At 32.6% G+C, this 22,978-nt stretch carries 24 protein-coding genes; 12 read left to right on the top strand and 12 right to left on the bottom strand.

The genetic code is table 11. The features are described 5' to 3' along the window. Positions 1-175 precede the first annotated feature (175 nt). The 4 genes from ACNFIH_RS16290 (at position 176) to ACNFIH_RS16305 (ending at position 3,789) form a co-directional block, all read left to right on the top strand. Complete coding sequence (locus ACNFIH_RS16290) at positions 176-1,102, top strand: magnesium transporter CorA family protein (protein ID WP_035650188.1); 927 nt, start codon at positions 176-178, stop codon at positions 1,100-1,102. Positions 1,103-1,426: 324 nt separating this feature from the next. Beyond that, complete coding sequence (locus ACNFIH_RS16295) at positions 1,427-2,041, top strand: hypothetical protein (RefSeq protein WP_426483926.1); 615 nt, start codon at positions 1,427-1,429, stop codon at positions 2,039-2,041. Positions 2,042-2,045: 4 nt separating this feature from the next. After that, positions 2,046-2,336 carry a winged helix-turn-helix domain-containing protein gene (locus ACNFIH_RS16300; RefSeq protein ID WP_026727744.1) on the top strand — a complete coding sequence of 97 codons (291 nt, stop codon included), beginning with the start codon at positions 2,046-2,048 and terminating at the stop codon, positions 2,334-2,336. 58 nt (positions 2,337-2,394) lie between these two features. Further along, on the top strand, positions 2,395-3,789 hold the full coding sequence (locus ACNFIH_RS16305) for a DUF4173 domain-containing protein (RefSeq protein WP_426483927.1): 1,395 nt from the start codon (positions 2,395-2,397) through the stop codon (positions 3,787-3,789). Between the two features lie 51 nt (positions 3,790-3,840). Here ACNFIH_RS16305 and rluF read toward each other — a convergent pair whose 3' ends face one another. The 3 genes from rluF to ACNFIH_RS16320 all read right to left on the bottom strand — a co-directional run bounded on the left by rluF (position 3,841) and on the right by ACNFIH_RS16320 (position 6,261). After that, on the bottom strand, positions 3,841-4,665 hold the full coding sequence (gene rluF, locus ACNFIH_RS16310) for a 23S rRNA pseudouridine(2604) synthase RluF (protein WP_142451891.1): 825 nt from the start codon (positions 4,663-4,665) through the stop codon (positions 3,841-3,843). Between the two features lie 88 nt (positions 4,666-4,753). After that, the gene (locus ACNFIH_RS16315) at positions 4,754-5,101 is read right to left on the bottom strand and encodes an antibiotic biosynthesis monooxygenase family protein (RefSeq protein WP_426483928.1); all 348 of its coding nucleotides are present in this window, start codon (positions 5,099-5,101) and stop codon (positions 4,754-4,756) included. Between the two features lie 8 nt (positions 5,102-5,109). Then, the gene (locus ACNFIH_RS16320) at positions 5,110-6,261 is read right to left on the bottom strand and encodes a cytochrome P450 (protein WP_426483929.1); all 1,152 of its coding nucleotides are present in this window, start codon (positions 6,259-6,261) and stop codon (positions 5,110-5,112) included. Positions 6,262-6,335: 74 nt separating this feature from the next. Here ACNFIH_RS16320 and ACNFIH_RS16325 point away from each other — a divergent pair, with 74 nt between their 5' ends. After that, entirely contained in the window at positions 6,336-7,016 is a 681-nt protein-coding gene (locus ACNFIH_RS16325; protein WP_426483930.1) for an ArsR/SmtB family transcription factor, read from the top strand. 204 nt (positions 7,017-7,220) lie between these two features. Here ACNFIH_RS16325 and ACNFIH_RS16330 read toward each other — a convergent pair whose 3' ends face one another. The 3 genes from ACNFIH_RS16330 to ACNFIH_RS16340 all read right to left on the bottom strand — a co-directional run bounded on the left by ACNFIH_RS16330 (position 7,221) and on the right by ACNFIH_RS16340 (position 10,154). Beyond that, positions 7,221-8,078 (bottom strand): alpha/beta fold hydrolase, encoded by an 858-nt coding sequence (locus ACNFIH_RS16330; RefSeq protein ID WP_426483931.1) that lies wholly within the window; start codon positions 8,076-8,078, stop codon positions 7,221-7,223. Between the two features lie 188 nt (positions 8,079-8,266). Then, complete coding sequence (locus tag ACNFIH_RS16335) at positions 8,267-9,046, bottom strand: zinc ribbon domain-containing protein (RefSeq protein WP_035650170.1); 780 nt, start codon at positions 9,044-9,046, stop codon at positions 8,267-8,269. Positions 9,047-9,059: 13 nt separating this feature from the next. Continuing rightward, positions 9,060-10,154, bottom strand: a complete 1,095-nt coding sequence (locus tag ACNFIH_RS16340) for a Nif3-like dinuclear metal center hexameric protein (protein ID WP_426483932.1) — start codon at positions 10,152-10,154, stop codon at positions 9,060-9,062. Positions 10,155-10,260: 106 nt separating this feature from the next. Between ACNFIH_RS16340 and ACNFIH_RS16345 the strand changes: the two genes are divergently transcribed. Genes ACNFIH_RS16345 through lpxK form a run of 3 tightly spaced genes read left to right on the top strand, consistent with a single transcriptional unit; the run spans position 10,261 to position 11,796 of the window. Continuing rightward, the gene (locus tag ACNFIH_RS16345) at positions 10,261-10,512 is read left to right on the top strand and encodes a DUF2683 family protein (protein ID WP_426483933.1); all 252 of its coding nucleotides are present in this window, start codon (positions 10,261-10,263) and stop codon (positions 10,510-10,512) included. Continuing rightward, positions 10,488-10,769, top strand: a complete 282-nt coding sequence (locus tag ACNFIH_RS16350) for a Txe/YoeB family addiction module toxin (protein WP_426483934.1) — start codon at positions 10,488-10,490, stop codon at positions 10,767-10,769. The genes ACNFIH_RS16345 and ACNFIH_RS16350 overlap by 25 nt, the downstream gene beginning before the upstream one ends. Before the next feature lie 4 nt (positions 10,770-10,773). Beyond that, the gene (gene lpxK / locus ACNFIH_RS16355) at positions 10,774-11,796 is read left to right on the top strand and encodes a tetraacyldisaccharide 4'-kinase (protein WP_426483935.1); all 1,023 of its coding nucleotides are present in this window, start codon (positions 10,774-10,776) and stop codon (positions 11,794-11,796) included. Here the strand turns inward: lpxK and ACNFIH_RS16360 are convergent, their stop codons facing one another. The 3 genes from ACNFIH_RS16360 to lipA all read right to left on the bottom strand — a co-directional run bounded on the left by ACNFIH_RS16360 (position 11,797) and on the right by lipA (position 15,935). Continuing rightward, positions 11,797-13,971 carry an ATP-binding protein gene (locus ACNFIH_RS16360; protein ID WP_426483936.1) on the bottom strand — a complete coding sequence of 725 codons (2,175 nt, stop codon included), beginning with the start codon at positions 13,969-13,971 and terminating at the stop codon, positions 11,797-11,799. Between the two features lie 25 nt (positions 13,972-13,996). Then, positions 13,997-14,995: a type I glyceraldehyde-3-phosphate dehydrogenase gene (gene gap / locus ACNFIH_RS16365; RefSeq protein ID WP_035650142.1), complete on the bottom strand. Its 999-nt coding sequence runs from the start codon at positions 14,993-14,995 to the stop codon at positions 13,997-13,999. 73 nt (positions 14,996-15,068) lie between these two features. Continuing rightward, a complete protein-coding gene (gene lipA / locus ACNFIH_RS16370; protein ID WP_035650139.1) occupies positions 15,069-15,935 on the bottom strand; it encodes a lipoyl synthase in 867 nt (288 codons plus the stop codon). Between the two features lie 328 nt (positions 15,936-16,263). On the opposite strand from lipA, the gene ACNFIH_RS16375 reads away from it, so the two are divergent. From ACNFIH_RS16375 to ACNFIH_RS16390, 4 genes are all read left to right on the top strand, one after another. Beyond that, positions 16,264-17,145: a M48 family metalloprotease gene (locus tag ACNFIH_RS16375; protein ID WP_426483937.1), complete on the top strand. Its 882-nt coding sequence runs from the start codon at positions 16,264-16,266 to the stop codon at positions 17,143-17,145. Positions 17,146-17,381: 236 nt separating this feature from the next. Continuing rightward, positions 17,382-18,368: a hypothetical protein gene (locus ACNFIH_RS16380; RefSeq protein WP_426483938.1), complete on the top strand. Its 987-nt coding sequence runs from the start codon at positions 17,382-17,384 to the stop codon at positions 18,366-18,368. A gap of 259 nt (positions 18,369-18,627) precedes the next feature. Further along, complete coding sequence (locus ACNFIH_RS16385) at positions 18,628-19,563, top strand: hypothetical protein (protein ID WP_426483939.1); 936 nt, start codon at positions 18,628-18,630, stop codon at positions 19,561-19,563. Positions 19,564-19,828: 265 nt separating this feature from the next. After that, the gene (locus ACNFIH_RS16390) at positions 19,829-20,764 is read left to right on the top strand and encodes a hypothetical protein (protein WP_426483940.1); all 936 of its coding nucleotides are present in this window, start codon (positions 19,829-19,831) and stop codon (positions 20,762-20,764) included. Positions 20,765-20,835: 71 nt separating this feature from the next. Here the strand turns inward: ACNFIH_RS16390 and ACNFIH_RS16395 are convergent, their stop codons facing one another. The 3 genes from ACNFIH_RS16395 to ACNFIH_RS16405 form a co-directional block, all read right to left on the bottom strand. Beyond that, positions 20,836-21,216, bottom strand: coding sequence for a PH domain-containing protein (locus tag ACNFIH_RS16395; protein ID WP_035650134.1), 381 nt, complete (start codon positions 21,214-21,216; stop codon positions 20,836-20,838). A gap of 64 nt (positions 21,217-21,280) precedes the next feature. After that, positions 21,281-22,018: a DUF4184 family protein gene (locus tag ACNFIH_RS16400; protein ID WP_426483941.1), complete on the bottom strand. Its 738-nt coding sequence runs from the start codon at positions 22,016-22,018 to the stop codon at positions 21,281-21,283. A 110-nt stretch (positions 22,019-22,128) separates the two neighbouring features. Further along, a complete protein-coding gene (locus ACNFIH_RS16405; RefSeq protein WP_426483942.1) occupies positions 22,129-22,953 on the bottom strand; it encodes an energy transducer TonB in 825 nt (274 codons plus the stop codon). Between the last annotated feature and the right edge of the window lie 25 nt (positions 22,954-22,978).

Consider the following 22,978-nt stretch of genomic DNA (forward strand, 5'->3'; position numbering starts at 1 on the left):
CTTTGTTGTTTTTAATATTTAATTAATAGTTTAAAGTTTTGGTTCTTAAAAATAAAGGATATTTTTGCACCACTTAAAAAACACTTCTCCAAATGGACGATTATTATTCGTTAGTATTTAATTAAAAGCAGCTTTTGAAATTTCAAAATGCTGCGATAAAAACCTGTATTTTGAAATGAAAGCCTTTTACACAAACGACAACGGATTACTAGAAATACCAAAATGGATTCCAAATTGCTGGATAAGTATCGAGGATCCTACAGAAACAGAAAAAAAATACTTATTAGAAGAACTTCAAATTCCTGAAGCATTCTACAATGATATTGAGGATATTGATGAAAGACCTCGTATAGAAGTCGAAGATGGGTGGACGCTTATTATCATGCGTGTTCCTATAAAAAGTAACGATATTAAACTTCCTTTTCAAACCATTCCGATGGGGGTGATTTTCAAAGATGATATCTGCGTAACAATTACTTTTTACAAAACAGAGGTTATATATGATTTTATGTTGTATTCACGACGCAAATGCATTCAGGTAAAAAACAATTTTGACTGGGTTTTGAGATTGCTTTTGTCATCGAGTGTTTGGTATCTAAAATATTTGAAACAAGTAAATCAAAAAATAAAACTGGCAGAGGATAATTTAGAGAAATCGATTAAAAATGAAGAGCTGCAAGCATTGCTTCAAATTGAAAAATGTTTGGTTTTCTTTATTACATCTTTAAAAGCAAATGATGTTTTATTTCAACGCATTAAAAATCTAAAAGCGCACAAAGCAGAGTACGATTTGGATTTGTTAGAAGATGTTGAAATCGAATTAAGTCAGGCACAAGACACGGCAAATATTTATAGCAATATCTTGACCGGAATGATGGATGCTTATGCCTCGGTGATTTCAAATAATATGAATAACATCATGAAGCAGATGACTTCAATTTCGATCATCTTAATGATTCCAACTCTAATTGCCAGTTTGTACGGAATGAACGTACCAAACGGTTTAGAAGAAAGCAAATACGGAATCTGGATTCTGCTTTTAGTTTCCATCATCTTATCAACTTTCGGAGTCTTTTTATTCAAAAGAAGAAGATGGTTTTAAATTAAAAATTCACAACAACAAAAGCCTGTTCATTATGCGAATAGGCTTTTTTCGTTTTATATGCTTTGGGCGTGACCGTCTCGTTGCAAAAGGGCAAATATGCTTTATGGTTATGCGCCCTTTTGCACGAGACGGTCGGGCTATTCGCTCCGCCGCGGCGGATTGCTACTATCCCTCACGCAATCTCATAATATGATAAAGTCTTGTTCTTGCAAGGTTTTTAAGGCCTTCTAGAAATTTATATTGTTTTTGAAAAATAATTTTCACGTTTTTTATTGTCAATCCAAAATAAATAATAACTTTGTAACGCAAAGTACTTTTATTATGAATCAGAAACACCAAGAAGATTTAGCGCATATTCGTTCCATGATGGAGCGTTCTTCACGATTTATATCACTAAGCGGACTTTCGGGAGTCTTTGCTGGGCTTTCGGCCTTAATTGGCGGTTTGTATGTATATCAGTTGTTTAAGGTAAATGGTATTGAGTATTTTACAGATGATCATATTTTGTTATCTGGAGATTTGGTCTCTCATTTATTCCTGACTGGAGTTGTAATTTTAGTTTGTGCATTTGTATTTGGAGCTTTTTTTACAATCAGAAAATCGCGAAAATATAATTTGCCAATTTGGACATCGGCAACAAAAAAGATGCTGTTTAATTTAGCTGTTCCATTAGTGGCGGGAGGTATTTTTTGTTTGGCTTTAATCTATCACGGATATTTCGGTTTAGTTGCTCCATCAACTTTGATATTTTACGGTCTTGCAGTGATAAATGCCGAAAAATATACTTTTTCAGATATAAAATATTTGGGCTTTTTGGAGCTTATTTTGGGAGGTATTTCGCTTTTTTATATAGGTTATGGTTTGATATTTTGGATCATTGGATTCGGAATCCTGCATATTATATACGGATTAGTGATGTTCAAAAAATACAAATAACCCAATGGGAATTATTGATAAACTAAATAAAGATTTTGAAAGCCGTGTCAGACTGGGTATTATGTCCGTTTTGATGGTTAACGACTGGGTAGATTTTACCGAGATGAAAACCCTTTTGAATATAACCGATGGTAATTTAGCAAGTCATGCCTCAGCGCTTGAAAAATCAGAATATATTGAAGTTAAAAAAGAATTTGTTGGAAAGAAACCTCGAACTTCCTATCAGGTAACTGCTTTAGGACGTGCGGCTTTTAAAGAACATCTTTCTTACCTTGAAAAATTAATGAAATCTTAATAACTATATTTTTTTGTCTAATAACTTTGAAATACAAAGTACTTTTAATTAAATAACCATGAAAAAACACCACATTATTTTAGTTTGCAGTTTTATCTTTTTACTGCTTTTTTATAGAGAAGATCCAGGACTTAACTGGTCTATTTTTGGACTTGTCTTAACCGGATTTATTTGCTATTTCTTTCAGGATAAATTTACTGAAAGAACACATTTAATATTGGTCATAACATCGGTTTTGTCTTGTTTGGCTTTCGGATGGTACGGTGATGCGGCTTCTTTCTTTGCAATGGCAATTTCGATTTTGTTTTTGCAGTTCAAAACGCAGGACAATAAATTAAAAATAGTTCAGGTTTTTCCATTGATAATCTTAAACGGAATAACTTCTTTAGGGCGCATCTGGATTTTTAAACAATGGCTTCCAGAAAAGCAAATTCATAATAATTTTGCTAAAAAGTTGGTTGCTTTTGTTTTAATTCCAGCTATTTTTCTAGGATTGTTTTTCGTTGTCTATTCTTTTGGAAGCGCACATTTTTCTTCTCTTTTTACAGATTATCAATTAGATATTGATATGCCACAGTTTTTGCTGTTGAGTATTGCTGGGTTTTATATTTCATTTAGTTTTTGGAATTATTGGGTTCCTGAAGTTTGTTATGAAAAAAATGAGCTTCTTGACAATGAATTTAAAAATATTGCCGAAGTCAAAAACCAGAATACATTTTCATTTCTAGATTTAGATTTCGAAAGAAAAAGCGGTGTAATTACTTTAGGATTACTGAATTTGATGCTTTTGGTTTTTATTGCAACTTATAATTACGAACAGTTTTTTGAAGTAGTTACGGCGCAGGCTTCTAAATTGAGTGCTGATACACATGAAAGAGTAAATTCTGTTATCCTCTCAATTCTAATGGCGGTTGGTGTAATTATGTTTTATTTCAAAGGCGGATTCAATTTTGACACAAAAGCAACTCTTCTTAAAACACTTTCTAAGATCTGGATTTTTCTAAATGGAGTTTTGATTGTAAGTACCTTTGTCAAAAATGCTGAATATGTTTCATTTTTTGGATTAACCTATAAACGTTTGGGAGTTTATGCTTTTCTAATTTTGGCGATTATTGGTTTAGTTTATACTTTTTTGAAAATCGCAAAACAGAAAACAAATGCTTATTTAGTAAATCAAATGGTTTGGTATTTTTATGGAACGGTTCTTTTGTGCAGTTATGTAAATTGGGGAAATCTAATTACAAATTATAATATCTCTGTAAATAAAGGAGTAACGCCACAATTTTTAAGCAGTTTGAATTTTAATGACGATACTCGTAGAGAATATTTTCAAAAAAATAATTTAGATGGAGGCAAAACTGAAATTCAAAGAGAAGAATTGATTGATTTTTACCAAAACTCTACTTTTCTGTCTAAAGCATTTTATTATGATTTTCTGACGGAGAAAAAATAAAAATTAAAAGCCCGAACTGTTTTATGGTTCGGGCTTTTTTATGAGTTCACTTTAATTATCACCCCTTTTTTTAAATCGGGGATCGTGTTTTGAGATAAATGTTGTTCTTCTATTTGAAGCTGGTTTCGGACTTTCAACTTTTGGAAAACTTGCTTCTTCCGTTTTGCTCGAAGGCTCAATCAACTGATTTAATTCTTTAATTTCAGCATCCGTCAAATCGCGGTAACGGCCAACTGGAACATCTAAAGAAATATTGATAATTCTGATACGTTTCAGCGCCGTAACTTCATAACCTAAATATTCAGACATTCTTCGAATCTGGCGGTTTAAACCTTGAGTCAGAATAATTTTGAAAGTATACTTGCTGATTTGCTCAACTTTACATTTTTTAGTTACAGTATCCAAAATCGGAACACCATTTCCCATTCTCTGAATAAAACGATCTGTAATTGGCTTATTTACCGTTACAGTATATTCTTTTTCGTGATTGTTTCGAGCGCGCAAAATCTTGTTTACGATATCACCGTCATTCGTCATAAAAATTAATCCCTCACTGGCTTTATCCAATCTTCCAATCGGAAAAATACGTTTTGGGTAATTAATATAATCAACAATATTATTTCGGACTTCTAAATTGGTTGTACATTCAATTCCGACAGGCTTATTGAACGCCAAATAAATCATTTTTTCGTGCTTCTCCACGATTAATTTTCCGTCTACGCGTATTTCATCATTTGGCGAAACTTTGGTTCCCATTTCCGGCACAACGCCATTTATTGTCACACGTCCTTCTTCGATAAGTTTATCGGCTTCACGACGGGAACAGAATCCCGTTTCGGCAATAAATTTATTAAGACGTTTTAAATTTTCTTCCATACTGCAAAAATAGGCAAAATTTAAATTTTAAGCTTTCATTTCAGATTTAAAAAGCTTAGTAGCTTAGAATCTTAGCATCTCAGAATCTTTATCGATGATGAAATTCTTTGCTATCTTCTGGAGTTTCATTTCTTTCAAACATTCCATAATCGCGAACAACTGTTGCAATTCGTAAATGATAATCTTTAAAAACTTCATTTCTGCCTTTTTCCTGCGCCTGACGGTGCATTTCAAGATTTCGCCATTGTTGAATGCTTTTTTCATCTCTCCAAAATGACAAAGACAAAATTTTTCCGGGATCAGCTAAGCTTTGAAATCTTTCTATAGAAATAAATCCATCAATATGGTTTAATTCAGGTTTTAGATTTGCGGCTATATCTAAATATTCTTCTTTTCTTCCTTCATTCGGAATAACTTCAAAAATTACAGCTATCATATTTTTATTTATTGTAATGAAATCCAAATTGCTTTTGGTAGTCTGGCGTTGATCATTGGTTCGTATTGTATGTTATTTTCTAAAAGTTGTATCGTTTTATAATTATCAAATAAAAAACATAAAGCTTCAGTTGCTAAATGAATTGAAAAATGTTTAGCGAGGCACATATGTCCGCCAATTCCAAAAGTTAGATTTTCGTTATTGTTGCTTCTTTCAATGTTAAAATTAATTGGATTTTCAAATTTTTCAGAATCAAGATTTGCCGATGCAAGTACAACTAAAATCAAATCATCTTTTTTAATAAGGCTTTCGCCGATGGAAATATCTTCAACAGCAATTCTTCTGGTATTATGAATTGGCGAATCAAATCGCAACGTTTCAATAACCGATTTTTCAATTTCCATTTTACTGGAAAAAGTTTTATTATTCAGAATCTGCAATAATGAATTACTCAAAATTCCTCTTCCGGCATCAAAACTCTGAATAAATAATCCAATTAAATTGCTAACGCTTATTGTTTTAATTTCGTCAAGCGAAAGAGAATTGGAGTTAGGAATTTTGGACGATAAAGATTCGAAAAAATGTAATGAAGAAAGCTGTTTTTCTGCAATTGAAAATATCGCTTCTGAAATTTCATTGATAGAATTTACTTGTATTTCTATTTTCTGCGGAAGCATTATTTTAACCAAAGATTCAATTTTATTAGAAAAAAAATCACAATCTTTTTCTTCAAAACCAAAACTTTTCAGAATAACCAAAACAGGCAATTTTTTGCAAACCGAATTTACCCAATCGATTTTGTTTTCAGTCAGATAACTTTTTATTAATTGAGAAATAATCAAATTAATATCGACTGATTTCATTTTTGAAAACAGCAACATTGCAATTTCTTTTGAAATTTCATGCTGAATTCCGTTTGATAGTCGTGTCAAATTATTTAAAATTTCTAAAGCCTTTTTATTCAGTTTTTGTTCGTTGTTCGCATTTACAACCGGAATTTCGGCTTTAGGGTTTTTCAAAATAGAAACACAATCTTCATAAGAATATATTGCCCATATTTTATTCGTTTCATCCCAATAAACCGGATTGTTTTGCAACATGGTTTTGTAGATCAAATAAGGATTGCTGACATCAGATTGAAGGAATAAAGTCGGATTCATGTGGAATGTTTTTGACAAAGTTATTTAACTTTACAAGGCAATAGTTCATTCTGTACTTAACTATGAAAATTTAGATGGAAGATCAATTTATAAAAACGGCATCTTTAATTGGCGACCCAACGCGCGCCTCAATTCTATGGGCTTTAATGGATGGACGAGCTTTTACAGCCACAGAATTAGCGGTTTCTGTAAATACTTCACCACAAAATATAAGCATGCATTTAGGAAAACTTCTCGATGCCGATTTGCTTCGTGTAGAAAAACAAGGCCGTCATAAATATTATAGATTTTCGAATAAAGAAGTCGCTTACGCACTTGAAGCAATGGCAAGTTTAGTTCCGAAACCAGAAATTCCTTCAAAAAACAAACCAGAAAAATATCCTCCAATAAAATTCTGCCGAACTTGTTATGATCATTTAGCCGGAAAAATTGGCGTTGCGTTGACGGATAGTTTATTGGAACAAAATATTATTAAAGAAAATAATAATGCGTTTGAAATTAGTACCGAAGGCAAAAAATGGTTTTCTGATTTTGGAATTAATTTAGAAGATGCTCAAAAGCAAAAACGAATATTTCTAAAACCCTGTTTAGATTGGAGCGAACGAAGAAATCACATTGCCGGTTCAGTTGGAACTTTGCTTTTCAATAAAATGAAAAACGAAGATTGGTTGAGAAAAACTGAAAATTCCAGAGCAATAATTGTGACTGCAAAAGGAGAGAAGGAGTTGTTGAAGTATTTTAAGATTGTTGTTTAGACCACTTAGACTTCTTAGATTGTTAGAATTTTACGTAAAATTTGTCATTCCGAGGAACGAGGAATCTCCACAAGAAACTCCGTTCCTAAAATGATAATCTTTGTCGAGCTGCTTGTGGAGATTCCTCGTTCCTCGGAATGACAAAAATAAGGTTCAATAAGAGAAACCTCTGTTACTTTGTCCCTTTGTAACTTTGTTCCTTTGTTACTTTGAACCTTCAAAAAGAAACTCAATCACTTTATCATACAATTCATCATCATGCATTCCGTGACCTAAACCAGTTGTTTCAATAAATTGACTGTTTTTCCAATTGCTAGCTATTTTTTTTCCTTCTTCAAAAGCAACAATTTTATCCGAAACATCATGAGCAATCAAGCCAGGAATACTAAATTCTGAAGCAAATTTTTGTCCTGAAAAATCTTCTAATTTAAAATTAAACCGATCAAGGAATTTGCTTTCCAAAAGCGAAAACATTTTGGTATTCAGACTCAACATTGATATATAATTGTCAATCAAAGTTTTCAATTCTGACGGAGCTCCCAAAATTACCATTTTATTAATACTGGTGTTTGGAAATAAATATTGATGATATATAGATGCCGCACCGCCAATCGAATGCCCGATGATTATTTCCGGCTGATATTTTTCGACTGCCTTATTAATAAATTCTGCGTAAAGAGGAACATTGAATTCTTTTCCACTGCTTTGTCCGTGTGCTGGCGCATCAATTGCAATAATAGTGCTTCCTGATTTTTGAAGATGAGGTAGCGTTTTTTTCCAGCGTGAAGCATTGCTTTCCCAGCCGTGAACTAACAAAATTTTGGTTTCATTTCCTTTCCAGATATAGGTTTGAAAATGATGTTCGTTATGATGAAAAATTTCTGTTTCTGTATTCTTTAAAACTTTTGGTAGTTCTTCTTTTTGCAACCTTCCAATTCTCGGCTGGCTGAAAAGTGCATAAGAAAGTTCAACGGCTTTTTGCGGACGCACATAACTCAAAAGGTTAATATAAGATCCAACTGATTTTAATGTAATGAAGCGAATGCCTTTTTTAATTCCCAAAACTTAAATTTTTTCTAAAGGTAAAAAATATGATTATAAACTTGCTAAAAAATGTTTTGCCACAAATAAAAAGATTAAAAAGATTTTATCCAGCATAAGAATAATTTAATCAGTGTTAATCCTTTTAATCTGTGGCAAAAAAAAAGTTAATGCAAAAAAAAAGTCCCGATTTAATCGGGACTTGATATTTAGAATTTTGCGAACAATTGTTCCATTTTTTCTTTTTCTTCTTCAGCTAATTGCGTATCAACTAAAATTCTTCCTGAGTGTTCATCAGTGATGATTTTCTTTCTTGAAGCAATTTCAACCTGAGTTTGTGGTGGAATTGTAAAGAAAGATCCTGCAGAAGCTCCTCTTTCAATAGAAACTACAGCTAATCCGTTACGAACACTGCTTCTGATTCTGTTGTAAGCAGCTAATAATCTGTCCTCGATTTGAGAAGCATATTCAGCAGATTTTTCGCTCAAGAAAGCTTCTTCTTTCTGAGTTTCAGCCATGATAGCATCTAATTCAGATTTTTTATGTTTTAAATGAGAGCTTTTAGCATCAAGTTTTTCTTTTAAATTAGAAATAACTTCTTTTTTGTGCTCGATAGAAGCTTTCATTTCTTTGATTTGCTTTTCAGCTAATTGAATTTCCAATTCTTGAAATTCAACCTCTTTAGTCAAAGAATTAAATTCTCTGTTATTACGAACTGATTCTTGTTGTTTTGTGTATTTTTTGATAACCTCTTTGTGCTCCTCAATAGCATTTTTCTTTGCTTTGATTTGCTCCTCAATCACTTCAAGTTCACTTTTCAGTTTCTCTGAACGCGTGCTTAAACCTGCAACTTCATCTTCTAAATCTTCCACTTCTAAAGGAAGTTCTCCTCTCACGTTTCTGATTTCGTCAATTCTAGAGTCAATAAGCTGTAAATCGTATATTGCTCTTAACTTGTCCTCAACACTTAATTCTTTCGTATTCGCCATATTCTATAAGTTTCTATAAGTACTTAACTGGATTTGTATTTTCTTCTGATAAAATGATGGCAAAATTAAGGATTTTTTTTCGAAGATAATCAACAATATAGTTTTTTGTATAGCGTTCACTCTCAAAATGACCAATATCTGCTAAAAGTAGTCGGTTTTCAGCCTCATAAAATTGATGGTATTTTAAGTCGGCGGTCAAAAATACATCAGCTCCAGCCTGAATTGCATTTTTTATGGCAAAACTTCCTGAACCTCCCAAAACAGCCACTTTCTTTATTTTTTTTCCTAAAAATGCCGAATGGCGGATTCCGTCAGCAATCATTTTGTTTTTTACGAAGTGAAGAAATTCCTTTTCATCCATTTCATTTTCAAATTCGCCAATCATTCCCAAGCCGATATTTTGATGCGAATTCTGCAAATCATAAATTTCATAAGCGACTTCTTCATATATATGATTGGCAAAAAGCGCTTTTAAAATTTTGGATTGTAAATGTTTTTCAAACGTAACTTCGATTTTTATTTCCTTAGTTTCGGTTAATTCTTGACGTTCTCCAATAACAGGATTACTTTCAGAATTTCCTTTATAAGTTCCAATTCCTTCCGAATTAAAACTACAATTGTCATAATTTCCAATTGTTCCAGCGCCAGCATCAAACAAAGCTTGACGAACTTTTTGCGCATTTTCAGGAACGGTATAAGTAACTAATTTTTGAATGAAATTCTGTTTCGGAATTAAAATTTTGGTATTTGTCAAGCCCAAAGCATCACAAAATATTTTGTTTACTCCAGCCGAATGATTGTCTAAAGCGGTGTGAACGGCATAAATCGCAATGTCGTTTTTAATGGCTTTGAGGATGGCACGTTCAACATAATTTTTGCCGGTAATTTTTTTGATTCCCGAAAATAGAATTGGGTGAAAACAAACCACCAGATTGCAATTTTTGGCAATCGCCTCGTCAATTACATTTTCCAGAGCGTCGTGGCAAACCAAAACACCTGTGCTTTCGGTTTCAGAATCTCCGACTAAAAGCCCAACATTGTCAAAATCTTCGGCGTAAGCCAAAGGGGACATTTCTTCGAGAACTGAGATAATATTTTTGATTTTCATTTTGGTGATTTCAAATTTTTGTTAGTACAATTACCTTGTACTAAATGTGTGAAAAGTTTATACTAAATACAAATTTAGTACATTTGTAATATAAAATTTATAAGTTATGACAACTATAAAAATTAACGAACATACGAAGACAGGAAAAGCATTTATGGAAATGTTCGAAGCTTTTTTTAAAGGTCTTGATGGTATTGAAATTGTCGAAACAGATACTTATGGACAGGTTAATGAGGAAGAAAGTATTTATAGCCCAGAATTTGTTGAGAAAGTAAAAAGAGCAGAAGAAAATATAAAAAATGGCGAAACTACAACGCTAAATCCAGATGATATATGGGGAAGTTTAGGGTTGAAATAACAAAAGTTGCGAGTCAAGATATTGAGAAACATAAAAAATCAGGGAATAAAATTTCTATTAAAAATATAGCTAAGATTTTAATCGATCTTACGGAAAATCCGTTTGAAGGGTTCGGAAATCCTGAACCCCTTAAATATGAATATTCAGGTTTTTGGTCAAGACGAATTAATCAAAAGGATCGATTAATTGATCGTGTAGATGACGAAATTGTTACTGTATTTGTAATCTCTGCAATGGGTCATTATTCAGATAAATAACTTTATGAACGTACTTCGAAAAATACTTTTCCCATTTGCCATTTTATACGGATTCATTACTTCAATCCGAAATTTTCTATTTGATAAAGGAATTCTGAAATCGACTTCATTTGATATTCCGGTAATTGCTGTTGGAAATTTAAGTGTTGGCGGAACCGGGAAAACGCCACAGATCGAATATTTGATTCGGTTATTGTCAGATAAATATCAAATCGCAACTTTAAGCCGAGGTTATAAAAGAAAGTCGGAAGGTTTTGTTTTAGCTGACGAAAATTCCAATGCCGAAATTTTAGGAGATGAACCTTTTCAGTTTTATCAAAAATTTCCATTTGTAATGGTTGCGGTTGATGCCAATAGGACAAACGGGATAAAACAATTGCTTTCACAACAAATTACACCTGAAATTATTTTGCTTGATGATGCCTATCAACATCGAAAAGTAAAAGCCGGGTTTTATATTTTATTGACTTCATATGATGATTTATATGCAGATGATTTTATGTTGCCAACTGGAAATCTGCGCGAAAGCAGAAGCGGAGCAAACAGAGCAAAAATTGTGATCGTAACAAAATGCCCAAGAGATTTATCAGATGAAAAACAGGCCGAAATTCGATTGAAATTAAATTTAAGTTGTTCGCAACAAAGCTTTTTTACTTTTATAGATTATGATGATGAAATTCATAGTAAAGAAGAAAAAATAGAAATAAATCAAATTAAATCAGAATCAAAATTGCTTTTGGCCGGAATTGCAAAACCAAAACCATTTTTCGATTATCTTAAAAATGAAAATGACGAATGCTTGACTTTTCCTGATCATCATCATTTCTCTGATGCCGATTTAGATTCGATTCAGGAAAAAGCAAAAGGCAGAAAAATAATTACAACCGAAAAAGATTACGTAAGATTAAAAGATTCAAAATTGGTTTCGCAATTGTATTATCTTCCAATAAAAAGCACTTTTATTAATCATCAACAAAATTTTGATGCAACGATTTTAGAGTACGTGAAAAATAACTTAGGAGCTTAGTTAATCAAAAAACTTAGCAATTGTACTGTAGAATTCGTCAGGCACAAATGGTTTTGTAATTACATCGTTCATTCCAAAAGATAAAAGCATATCACGATTTTCGTCAAGCGAAATGGCTGTCAAGGCAATAATTGGAGTTGTTTTGTCAAACTCCCGAATCAATTTTGTAGCCGTTGTTCCGTTGATACCAGGCAAATGAACATCCATTAAAACCATATCAAAACGTTTTACTTTTAAAAGTTCGACAGCTTCTTCACCATTGTCAATTATATCACAGCAAATGGCTTTGTTTTCCAGCATTTTTCGAGTAATCATCTGATTGATTTTGTTGTCTTCAATCAATAAAATCGATTTATGCTCCAATTGTTTGTCACTATAAAGTTTTGTGTTTTCTTCAACAACTTCTAATGGCTCAGTATTAATGTGGAAATTTAATTTGAAAGTAAAAGTTGAACCTTTACCCACTTCACTTTTTAATTTTATTTCGCCACCAAGTAGCTCAATTAATTTTTTTACAATAGTAAGACCTAAACCTGTTCCGCCATATTTACGGTTTACTTCAATAGAACCTTGCGAAAAACTCTCAAAAACAGATTGCAGCTTGTCTTCCGGAATTCCAATTCCAGTATCTACGATTTCAAAATAAACCGTGGCATTTTCTTCTTCAATCGCATATAATTTTGCGATTACATTGACATGCCCATTTTGTGTGAATTTTAAAGCGTTGTTGATTAAGTTGAGTATAATTTGAGACAATTTTGTTGGGTCACCAATTAAATTATCGGGAATTGCTTCGTCAATTTCAAGATTGAAGTAGTTTTTATTGGCTGTAGCCAATTCTTTTAAAGAGCTTTGGATGTTAAACAGCAGCTCTTTTAAATTGAAACTAATATATTCGACTTCAACTTTAGTGGAGTCAATTTTGTTGATTTCCAGAATTTCATTGATAAAAGTAGTCAGGTAGTTTCCTGAAAATTTCAATGATTCTAGATATTTTAGCTGATTTTTTTTAGGATTGTCTTCTAAAAGTAAATGTGTAATTCCGTTGATTGCATTAAGCGGAGTCCGGAGTTCATGGCTTACTGTTGATAAAAATTCAGATCTGGCTTTTGACGCTTTTTCAGCTTTGTTTTTTGCCAAAATCAGTTCTTTGTTTTTTTCTCTTAAAAGTAAATTATTCTGATTTCGAATAATATTGTTTTTGTAAAGCGCCAGACTTAAAAGTGATAAAATCGAAATCAATGCAATTGCCAGAATACTAACCAATTTTGAATAACGATAGGTTTTAAGCTGGATTTTTTGATCACTTTCTCGCTGAATCGTATTGTTTATGGATTGCGTTTTTTTGAATTTCTCAAATTCATTGAGATCCAATTTTGCGTTTTTAAGTTTTAAAATATAGTTTTCGATTTGATAATGCTCATCTAAATAAGAATAAGCAAGATCAAAGTTTCTGTTTTTTTTGTAATACTGACTGATAGCGAGTATAATCTTAGATTTTTGAACCAGATTGTTGTTTTTTGCGCTATAATCGAGAGCATTGTCAAAATAAACTAAAGCCGAATCATTTCGCTTAAGTGCAGTTTCAAGAAGTCCAAGCTGATAATAAGAATCTGCTTTTGTTTTAAGGATTTTTGGATTGTCAGGTTTCTTTACTATTTTTTGGAAAGTTTTTGCAGAAAGCGGCAAATTTTTTCCAATTTTTAAAGCCATCGCTTTTTGATAACCTAAAATTTCGCCATGATCGACAATTTTTAATTCTTTTAATAAACTGTCTGCTTTTTTATAATAAATATTACCAATTTCAAAATTTCCCTGCGCAGTATTGGTGGCTCCAATATAGTGCAAAGCCAATATTTTTGTACATGTCGGTTTTACTTTATCAAACAGCGAAACGCTTTTATGAAAGTTTTTTAAAGCTGCATCAAATTTCTGCTGGTTGTAATAAATTTTTCCCAGTTTGAAAGTTTGATTGGCTAAATTTTCAGTTTTATTATTGGTTTGGCAAAAATCAATAGATTTTTTAGTGTAAAAAAGTGCCTTATTGTACTTTTTCTTTTCAAGATTTGAGTTGGCTAATTTATTGTAATAGGAAATACTATCCGTATTCTTTTTGGTTTGAGAATACAAAATTGAACTAAAAAAACAAACAAGAATAAGAATGCGGTATTTCATGTATGGCAATGCTTTTACAATGAATTTATGTTTTTCTTATCAGTAAAATCAAATCTATTAATCTTGATGAATAACCAATTTCGTTATCGTACCAGCCCACTACTTTTACCATTTTATCAATGACAGAAGTAAGTTGAGCATCAAATAAGCACGAATGTCTATTTCCAATTATATCAACAGAAACGATCGGATCTTCTGTGTAATCTAATATTCCTTTTAAATTTGTTTTTGAGGCTATTTCAAATGCTTTATTAATTTCTTCAATAGTAACAGCGCGTTTTACATTGAATGTAATATCTGTTAATGAACCATCGGGAACTGGAACACGAATACCACATCCTCCGATTTTTTGATGCAATTTAGGAAAAATTTTTGTTAATGCCTTAGCTGCACCTGTAGTTGTTGGAACAATCGACTGACTTGCGCCTCGCGCCCTGCGTAAATCCTTATGTGGCTGGTCGTGAAGACTTTGGTCAGTTGTGTATGAATGTATCGTTGTAATATAAGCTTGTTCAATTCCGCAAAGATCGTCAATGATTTTAATCATAGGCGCAGCATTGTTTGTTGTGCAGCTTGCATTTGAAACAATTGTCTCATTTCCTTCTAAAATATCTTCATTTACACCTAAAACTACTGTTTTTATTGTGTCAACTTCTGACGGAGCTGAAAGAATTACCTTTTTTGCTCCAGCTTCCAGATGCGCATTTAATTCTTCATGCGTTTTATATTTTCCTGTTGATTCAATTACAAAATCAATATTGTGGCTTTTCCAATCTAAGTTAGAAATATTTTTTTCATGAAAAAACTTAAAATGTTTATTATCAACAATAATTGATTCTTCATCATGACTCACAGTAAAAGGCAAAACACCATGAATACTGTCGTATTTTATTAAATGTGCCATCGTTTTATTGTCGGCAATATCGTTGATGGCAACAACTTCAATTTCTGGATGATTTAAAAGTAGGCGAAATAAATTTCTGCCGATTCTTCCAAAACCATTTATAGCAATTCTAGTTTTCAATTTTTCGTTTATTTGTTTAATCATTCAACCGTTTAATCGGTTATACAATTAAACGATTAAACGGTTAAACTTTTTATAAAATATGTTTTTGTGCTTTGTATGAAGAACGAACCAATGGCCCGCTTTCAACATGACGGAAACCTAATTCAAGTCCAAATTTTTCGTATCTCGCAAATTGTTCAGGAGTAATAAATTCCTTTACAGGCAAATGTTTTTTACTTGGTTGTAGGTATTGTCCAATAGTAACGACATCAACATTTGCATTGCGTAAATCAGTCATAGTCTGAAAAACTTCCTCTTCAGTTTCACCAAGACCTAACATAATACCAGATTTAGTTCTGTTGATTCCTTTTTCTTTTAAGTAACGCAAAACTTCAAGACTACGGTCATATTTTGCCTGAATTCGAACTTCTCGGGTTAATCGGCGAACCGTTTCAACGTTATGAGAAACTACTTCAGGATTTGCTTCGACAATTCGGTCTATGTTTCTTTCGATTCCCTGAAAATCTGGAATTAAAGTTTCAAGTGTAGTATTTGGGTTCATTCTTCGGATTGCTTTTACAGTTTCAATCCAGATTATAGATCCTCCATCTTTTAAATCATCTCTATCAACGCTAGTAATTACAGCGTGTTTGATGTTCATGATTTTAATAGAGCGGGCAACTTTTTCTGGCTCATCCCAATCTACTGTTTCTGGACGTCCGGTTTTTACACCGCAAAAACCGCAAGAACGTGTACAGATGTTTCCAAGAATCATAAAAGTTGCTGTTCCTTCGCCCCAGCATTCCCCCATATTTGGGCAGCTTCCAGAAGTACAAATTGTGTTTAAGCTGTATTTATCAACTAAACCACGAAGTTCAGTATATTTTTGTCCAATTGGAAGTTTAACCTTTAACCATTTAGGTTTTCCAGTTGGTATATTTTCAATGACTGTTTCCATATATCAAAATTCAAAATACAAAGATAAGGAATGTAGTTTATTTTGGGATTTGTTTACAGGTTTATTTGATGATTGATGTTTATGAAGTAGGAAGTTCTGTTTGAATATAATTCAGTTTAAATGTTAAAAATACGATTTTTAAGAACCACATTTGTCAAAATATTCCTCTTTTTGTTTGTCTAGCTCCTTAAGCCCAATAATTATGATATCTAGTTGACTTTTAATCCTTTAATTTTTATACCTTTATTTGTTATAAAATACCTTTTTTTGAAATAAAAATAGAAATATAATGTAGTACATTTGTTGTTAAATTGTAATAAATAAAAACATGAAAAAGAAATTAATAGTTTTAGGAATTTTATTTGCCACATTGGGATTTACTAAAATGAATGCGCAAATTAATTTAGGAGATAAAGCAATGGGAGCGCTGCAAAAAGGCGTCACTAGTTTTACCTTGACTAATGCTGATGCAGCAACTTTATCGAAAGAAGCTGTTCGTAAATTAGATTCGACAAATGAAGTTGCAGGACCAAACGACGGTTATACTTTAAGATTAAACAGAGTTTTTGGAAAATATACTTCTGGGGAAGGATATACGCTGAATTATAAAGTTTATAAATTGAAAGAAGTTAATGCATTTGCAACTGCTGACGGAAGTGTTCGTGTATATTCTGGTTTAATGGATATTATGGATGACAACGAATTATTGGCGGTTATTGGTCATGAAATTGGTCACGTAGCCAATAATGATACGAGAGATGCTATGCGAGCGGCTTACCAAAAAGAAGCTTTAATTGATGGAGCATCTTCACAATCTGCAAAAATTAGTGCAGTAACAGATAGTCAGTTAGGGAAAATTGGAAGTGCAATGATTGATAGTAAACATAGCCGTAAACAAGAAGCCGAAGCCGATTTGTTTTCGTATAATTTTTTAAAGAAAAACGGTTACAATGTAAATGCTGAAGAATCTGCTTTTAGAATTTTGGCTAAAATGAGTCAGGGAGCTGAAGCTTCTTTTCTTGACAGAATGATGAGTTCACACCCAGATTCTGCTAAAAGAGCCGATGATGCTAAAGCAAGAGCAGAGAAAGATGGTTTGTATAAGCCATATGTCCAGCAGAAAATTGTAAATACAGCTCCTGTTGTCAAAACTACTACTACAAAAAAAGCAACTACAACGAAGAAAACTACAACAACAAAGAAAAAGTAGTTCTAGATAAAAAAAACGGCAATTTAATATTGCCGTTTTTTTTTTTTTTTTTAGATTGAAACGAAGAGTTTTTGGTTTTACTATTTTTTTTTAAAGCTCGATAAGTTGATAGGTATTTTATAATAGATATTAGTTAAGATCTTTCTGGTGGTATTATGGATTTCTTTCAAAGTTGTAACTATGTCTTATTGTTGTGTAAGATTGTCTTTTAGAGGGTTATGGTACTGTGAGTTGAGTTGTACTTTTGCAACGAAAATTACAAAGTCGAAAAGAGTTTAATTGTTATTAAAATGAAAAAAATAATTTATCTTATATTATTGGTTCAAAGTGGAATTACTTTGGCTCAAACAAAAACGGTTGTTACTCAATATGGTGAGAAAGTAACGATTCATCCCAATGCCAATAATGGTTTGACGGCTGAAAATGGGGATGTGCAGTTAAGGGGAGAGTTGATTAAGCCTACAGCCATAAAGGTGAGTCCGGTTAATACGTTGTCGGTGATAGGGTTGCAGGCTGGTGTGAATTCAGATAAAATTATGGTGTCTGATGTTTCTGGTGTTTTAAAAACGATTAATCAAAGTGGAATAGTAATTGAGCCATGGCAGATTGAAAAGTCGACAAATAAAGCAACTTCAAATAGCGATAATATTTATCAAATGGGTAATGTGGGTATTGGAACTAATTCGCCTTCAGAAAAGCTGCAGGTGAATGGTAATGCCAAAATCGATAATAAGCTTTATTTGGGACAAGCAGCTACAGCTCCAACTACAGGTATATCTCAAGTAGTAAGGAATAATGTTACAGGTGAATTATGTGTTGTACAAACAAGTCCTGGCGGCAAACCAGTTAATGCTGTTGAATATGTTATAAAAAATGTCAATTTAGCATGGTTAGCAAATTATGATACAAAAATCCCAGTTTCAGATTATACTCTGTTTATTACAGCTTCATCATTCAAGCCACAAAAGACTCTGAGTTTGAAATTGTATAGTACTGTGACAGGCGATTTTTCTCCGTCAAGTGTAATTGCTTATGTGCAAAACGGGACATGGCGCTTAAGTGCAGATTACATACAAGCCACACCTACTGATGGATTGAATGGAACGTGGACTATTGATTGTATAGTGATGAATAATGCTTTAATAGCAGCACTTGCAACTCAAAATGTTAGTTTAAATGGAAGTGAGATAGGTGAGGCGACGGCTATGCCTGCCGGATTATAATTGTTTTGTTGTGTATCGTGCATCCTATTAAAATCTAAAACCCGATTGATTAGTGAAGAGAAGAAGATTCTTAAAAAATTTGTAAATATCTAATAGTGTGATTTTTTTTCTCGACAAGCTTTTTAATGTTTATTCTTTATTAGATAAGGGATGAGTTAATCTATCCTTCGGGTTTTAATCAGGCATTTTGCAGTATATAATTACATGTGAAAATTTCGCTTTGCGATAAAAAAAGTTGGTAGACTTAATTGAAATTAAAATGAAAAAAATAATTTATCTTATATTATTGGTTCAAAGTGGAATTGCTTTGGCGCAAACAAAAACTGTTGTTTCTCCAAATGGTGAAAAAGTAACGATTAATGCCAATGTCAACAATGGTTTGACAGCTGAAAATGGGAATGTGCAGTTAGGAGGAGAGTTAGTTAAACCTACAGCAATACAGGCAAGTTCAGTTAATACATTGTCGGTAACAGGATTGCAGTCTGGCACAACTTCAGATAAAGTTATAGTGTCTGATGCTTCAGGTGTTTTGAAAACAATTGATCAAAGTGCAATAGCAATTGAACCATGGCAAATAGAAAAAACAACAAATAAAGCGACTTTAAATACTGACAATATTTATCAAATGGGTAATGTGGGTATTGGAACAAATTCGCCTTCAGAAAAACTTCAGGTGAATGGTAATGCCAAGATTGATAATAAGCTTTACTTGGGGCAGGCAGGCACAGCTCCGGCTACGGGTACATCTCAAGTAGTAAGGAATAATACTACCGGTGAATTATACGTGGTGCAAGCAGCGAATCCTACTGCGAAATCTTTTAATTATGTTCAGTATGTTTTGTCAAATGTTAATTTAGACTGGGTTGACAATTTTGACACAAAAATTCCGGCAGCAGGTTATACTTTGATAATAACAGGATCATCATTTAAGCCAAAAAACACCCTTACTTTAAAGCTAGCTCCTAATTTGCCAGGTGATTTTTCTCCGGGAAATGTGATTAGTTTTGTTCAAAATGGTACATGGAGAATAAATGCTGATTACATAGGATCTGCAACTACAGATGGATTGAATGGTACATGGACCATTAATTGCTTAGTGATAAATAATGTGTTGGTAGCTACACTTCCAACTCAGAATGATGATTTAAAAGGAAAAGAGGTAGGTGCAGCGACTGCCATTCCTGCAGGATTGTAATTGTTTGATGTTGATTCAAATAAAATCTAAAACCTTAGTTGTTAGTTAAAATAATGAGGGTATTGCTTAAAAGTTTGAAAATCTAATAGTGTGATTTTTTTTTCTCGACAAGCCTTCTAATTGTTTGTTCGTTTTAGATAAGGCATTGAATAAATCTATTTTTCGGGTTGGAACGAGATATTTGGCAGTATATAATGAAAAGTGAAAAATTTTCACTTTGCAATGAAAAATTAGAAAAAAGAAGATGAACTTAATTGAAATTAAAATGAAAAAAATAATTTATCTTATATTATTGGTTCAAAGTGGAATTGCTTTGGCGCAAACAAAAACTGTTGTTACTTCAAATGGTGAAAAAGTAGCGATTCATCCCAATGCCAATAATGGTTTGACAGCTGAAAATGGGAATGTGCAATTAGGAGGAGATTTGGTTAAGCCTACAACAATACAGGCGAGTTCAGTTAATACATTGTCGGTAACAGGATTGCAGTCTGGCACAACTTCAGATAAAGTTATGGTGTCTGATGCTTCGGGTGTTTTGAAAACAATTGATCAAAGTACATTAACGATTGAACCATGGCAAATAGAAAAAACAACAAATAAAGCAACTTTAAATACCGACAATATTTATCAAACGGGCAATGTGGGTATTGGAACAAATTCGCCTTCAGAAAAGCTTCAGGTGAATGGTAATGCCAAGATTGATAATAAGCTTTATTTGGGGCAGGCAGGCACAGCTCCGAATACCGGTACATCTCAAATAGTAAGGAATAATACTACCGGTGAATTACACGTAGTACAAGCGGAGAATCCTACGGCGAAATCTTTTAATTATGTTCAGTATGTGTTAACAAATGGGAATTTAGACTGGGTTGACAATTTTGACACAAAAATTCCGGCAGCAGGTTACACTTTGATAATAACAGGATCATCATTTAAGCCAAAAAACATTATGACTTTAAAAGTGTCTTCATACTTGGAAGGTGATTTTTCTCCGGTAAATGTAATTGGTTTTGTACAAAATGGAACATGGAGAATAAATGCTGATTACATAGGATCTGCAACGACAGATGGGTTGAATGGCACGTGGACTATTAATTGTTTAGTAATAAATAATGTGTTGGTAGCTACAATTCCAATTCAAAATAATGATTTAAAAGGGAAAGAGATAGGCGCGGCGACTGCTATTCCTGCGGGATTGTAATCGTTTTGTTATCTGTGAAAAAAATAAAACCCGACAAGTTATTAAGCTGTCGGGTTTTTGTTATTATCGGTTTATCCTAAAACATGATGAGCTAAAACTTTTTGTACATCATATACGTTTACAGATTTATTAAATTGTTTCACTATACTTGGGTTTAATTCACTTGAAACCCAAATTTTTAATTCAGCATCAAGATCAAAAGTTCCTGCAGTTTCTACACTAAAACGTGTAATGCTTTTGTAAGCGATTGATTTATATTCTGTTTTACTTCCTGTAATTCCTTGAACATCAACCAGAATTAATCTTTTGTTTGTGAAAATAAAAGTGTCACGAATCAATTTAAAACCCATTTCGATTTCTTCGTTATCAGTTAAAAGCTGTCCGTATTTTTTTAGTAAATCTTCTTGACTGACAGTACCTGCATTGCCCATAAGAGCAGAAAATATTCCCATTTTTTAGTTTTAGTTTAAATAAAATTGTTTTGCATTTAAGAAAACGTAAAGGTAATTGAATTTGTTAAATTTTATAATTGCCGTTAGATTTAATTAATAGAGGAGTTATAATTAACGAAAGTAAAAACGATGAGATTAGAGAAACAATTATGTTCCCATAGGCTTTTATATTTAAAGAAATAAAAAATCTAAAACTAAAGATAGCTGTTGAAACAACAAGGATTAAAATCCAGTATTTTAAATTTATTTTAGATTGCTGATAATGCTTTTTTGGAAGTTTTAGAAATGCTATTGCAATAAAAAACGCCCCAATTAAAGTGCTTAAATGTTGTGCAGCTTTCCAAAAAGTGACTTTGTTTCCAAACAAAATAAAAGTGTTTCTTAACTCTGGAATATGAATTACAAAACAACCATTCTTGTGAGTGAACGCATCCCAAAAAAGATGAGAAGCGATGCCAATAATTGCTGATAATAAAACTATAAATAGATTTTTGTTGAAATAATTCGTCCAATTAAATTCCGTAAAAACAATTATTCTTGATTTAAAAGAATTTGGAAGATTTAAAAATAAATCGTTTCGAATCACATTATGAAAAAGAAAAGTCAATAGAATTGCTAACGGCAAATCAAACCAAAATATTCCTGAGACTGTGTGGCTATATTTACTCTGAACTTGCATTCTGATAAAATACTCAAAATCTGGAGTTAAGCTTCCAATGATTAAAGCTGTCCAAGAAAACCATTTTTTAGGGAAATATTTTAAAGGAAAAATTATTGCAGGGTGAGCAAATGTAAATGGCATTTGGTTTTTAGTTTGGTAAAATAGATTTAAAGATAAAGATATTTTGATAACAAAAAATCAAAAAAAAGCAGAACCTAAGAGTTCTGCTTTTCTGTTTTTCGATTATTATTTTATTCAGGTTGTGTTTTAATTGTAATAGGAAGATTATATGCTGTTCTAACAGCTTTTCCATTTAAAACACCTGGAACCCATTTTGTTTTTAATGATTTTAATACTCTAATAGCTTCTTTGCCCATTCCGTAACCCGGATCTTTTTGTACCATGATGTCAGTTATTGAGCCATCTCTTTCAATTACAAAAGAAACATATACTTTAAGAGTCATTTCGGCGTCCAATTCTGGTCTATTAAAGTTATTTCCAACATAGCTGTAAAACTTGTCCATTCCTCCAGGAAAACTTGGCATTTTGTCTAATGCTGCTGCAATTACAGGACTATTGTCAACTGGAGCTGGATCGGAAATATTTCCTTCTCCACCACCGCTTCCTGGCAATACATTTGTCACAGTTCCATCGCCACCAGTAGCATTGTCTACAATCGTATGATTTTCAACATTTGTTGCAATATCGGGTGTAGCTTGAGATGCATCTGTAATAACAGGGTTTATCAATTGTGTATTAATTGACGGAGCAGCTGGAACAGTCTGTGTTGGAGGTGCCACAGGTGCAGGTGGTACAGGTTTTACCAAATCAGGCGTAATATTAACCGGTGTTAATGGTTCGTCGAATGGAGCTGGTTCGATAATTTCATTCGGTCTTAACTTATTAATCAGCATCGATGCGCTTCCCAAGGCGGCTATCAACAGTAACGCCATAAATAAGGCAGTAACTGTTGTTTTAGAATTTTCTTGACGTAATTGATACGCTCCATACTCTTTGTTTTTGTTTTCGAAAACAAGATCGGTCCACTTGCTTTCATAGATGCTTGATTTTGACATGATTTTTGGATTTTAAGGTTAAGTA

The organism is Flavobacterium sp. 2 (genome assembly GCF_049949195.1).
In the GTDB taxonomy this organism is placed as follows: domain Bacteria; phylum Bacteroidota; class Bacteroidia; order Flavobacteriales; family Flavobacteriaceae; genus Flavobacterium.

Coding starts and splice junctions, on each gene's coding strand:
- ACNFIH_RS16320 (WP_426483929.1), bottom strand. CDS start 6,261: ATGAATCCGACTTTATTCCTTCAATCTGATGTCAGCAATCCTTATTTG.
- ACNFIH_RS16405 (WP_426483942.1), bottom strand. CDS start 22,953: ATGTCAAAATCAAGCATCTATGAAAGCAAGTGGACCGATCTTGTTTTC.
- ACNFIH_RS16335 (WP_035650170.1), bottom strand. CDS start 9,046: ATGGCGAATACGAAAGAATTAAGTGTTGAGGACAAGTTAAGAGCAATA.
- ACNFIH_RS16295 (WP_426483926.1), top strand. CDS start 1,427: ATGAATCAGAAACACCAAGAAGATTTAGCGCATATTCGTTCCATGATG.
- ACNFIH_RS16305 (WP_426483927.1), top strand. CDS start 2,395: ATGAAAAAACACCACATTATTTTAGTTTGCAGTTTTATCTTTTTACTG.
- lipA (WP_035650139.1), bottom strand. CDS start 15,935: ATGGAAACAGTCATTGAAAATATACCAACTGGAAAACCTAAATGGTTA.
- ACNFIH_RS16300 (WP_026727744.1), top strand. CDS start 2,046: ATGGGAATTATTGATAAACTAAATAAAGATTTTGAAAGCCGTGTCAGA.
- ACNFIH_RS16290 (WP_035650188.1), top strand. CDS start 176: ATGAAAGCCTTTTACACAAACGACAACGGATTACTAGAAATACCAAAA.
- ACNFIH_RS16360 (WP_426483936.1), bottom strand. CDS start 13,971: ATGAAATACCGCATTCTTATTCTTGTTTGTTTTTTTAGTTCAATTTTG.
- ACNFIH_RS16385 (WP_426483939.1), top strand. CDS start 18,628: ATGAAAAAAATAATTTATCTTATATTATTGGTTCAAAGTGGAATTGCT.
- lpxK (WP_426483935.1), top strand. CDS start 10,774: ATGAACGTACTTCGAAAAATACTTTTCCCATTTGCCATTTTATACGGA.
- ACNFIH_RS16340 (WP_426483932.1), bottom strand. CDS start 10,154: ATGAAAATCAAAAATATTATCTCAGTTCTCGAAGAAATGTCCCCTTTG.
- rluF (WP_142451891.1), bottom strand. CDS start 4,665: ATGGAAGAAAATTTAAAACGTCTTAATAAATTTATTGCCGAAACGGGA.
- ACNFIH_RS16345 (WP_426483933.1), top strand. CDS start 10,261: ATGACAACTATAAAAATTAACGAACATACGAAGACAGGAAAAGCATTT.
- ACNFIH_RS16325 (WP_426483930.1), top strand. CDS start 6,336: ATGGAAGATCAATTTATAAAAACGGCATCTTTAATTGGCGACCCAACG.
- ACNFIH_RS16315 (WP_426483928.1), bottom strand. CDS start 5,101: ATGATAGCTGTAATTTTTGAAGTTATTCCGAATGAAGGAAGAAAAGAA.
- ACNFIH_RS16390 (WP_426483940.1), top strand. CDS start 19,829: ATGAAAAAAATAATTTATCTTATATTATTGGTTCAAAGTGGAATTGCT.
- ACNFIH_RS16375 (WP_426483937.1), top strand. CDS start 16,264: ATGAAAAAGAAATTAATAGTTTTAGGAATTTTATTTGCCACATTGGGA.
- ACNFIH_RS16400 (WP_426483941.1), bottom strand. CDS start 22,018: ATGCCATTTACATTTGCTCACCCTGCAATAATTTTTCCTTTAAAATAT.
- ACNFIH_RS16350 (WP_426483934.1), top strand. CDS start 10,488: ATGGGGAAGTTTAGGGTTGAAATAACAAAAGTTGCGAGTCAAGATATT.
- ACNFIH_RS16395 (WP_035650134.1), bottom strand. CDS start 21,216: ATGGGAATATTTTCTGCTCTTATGGGCAATGCAGGTACTGTCAGTCAA.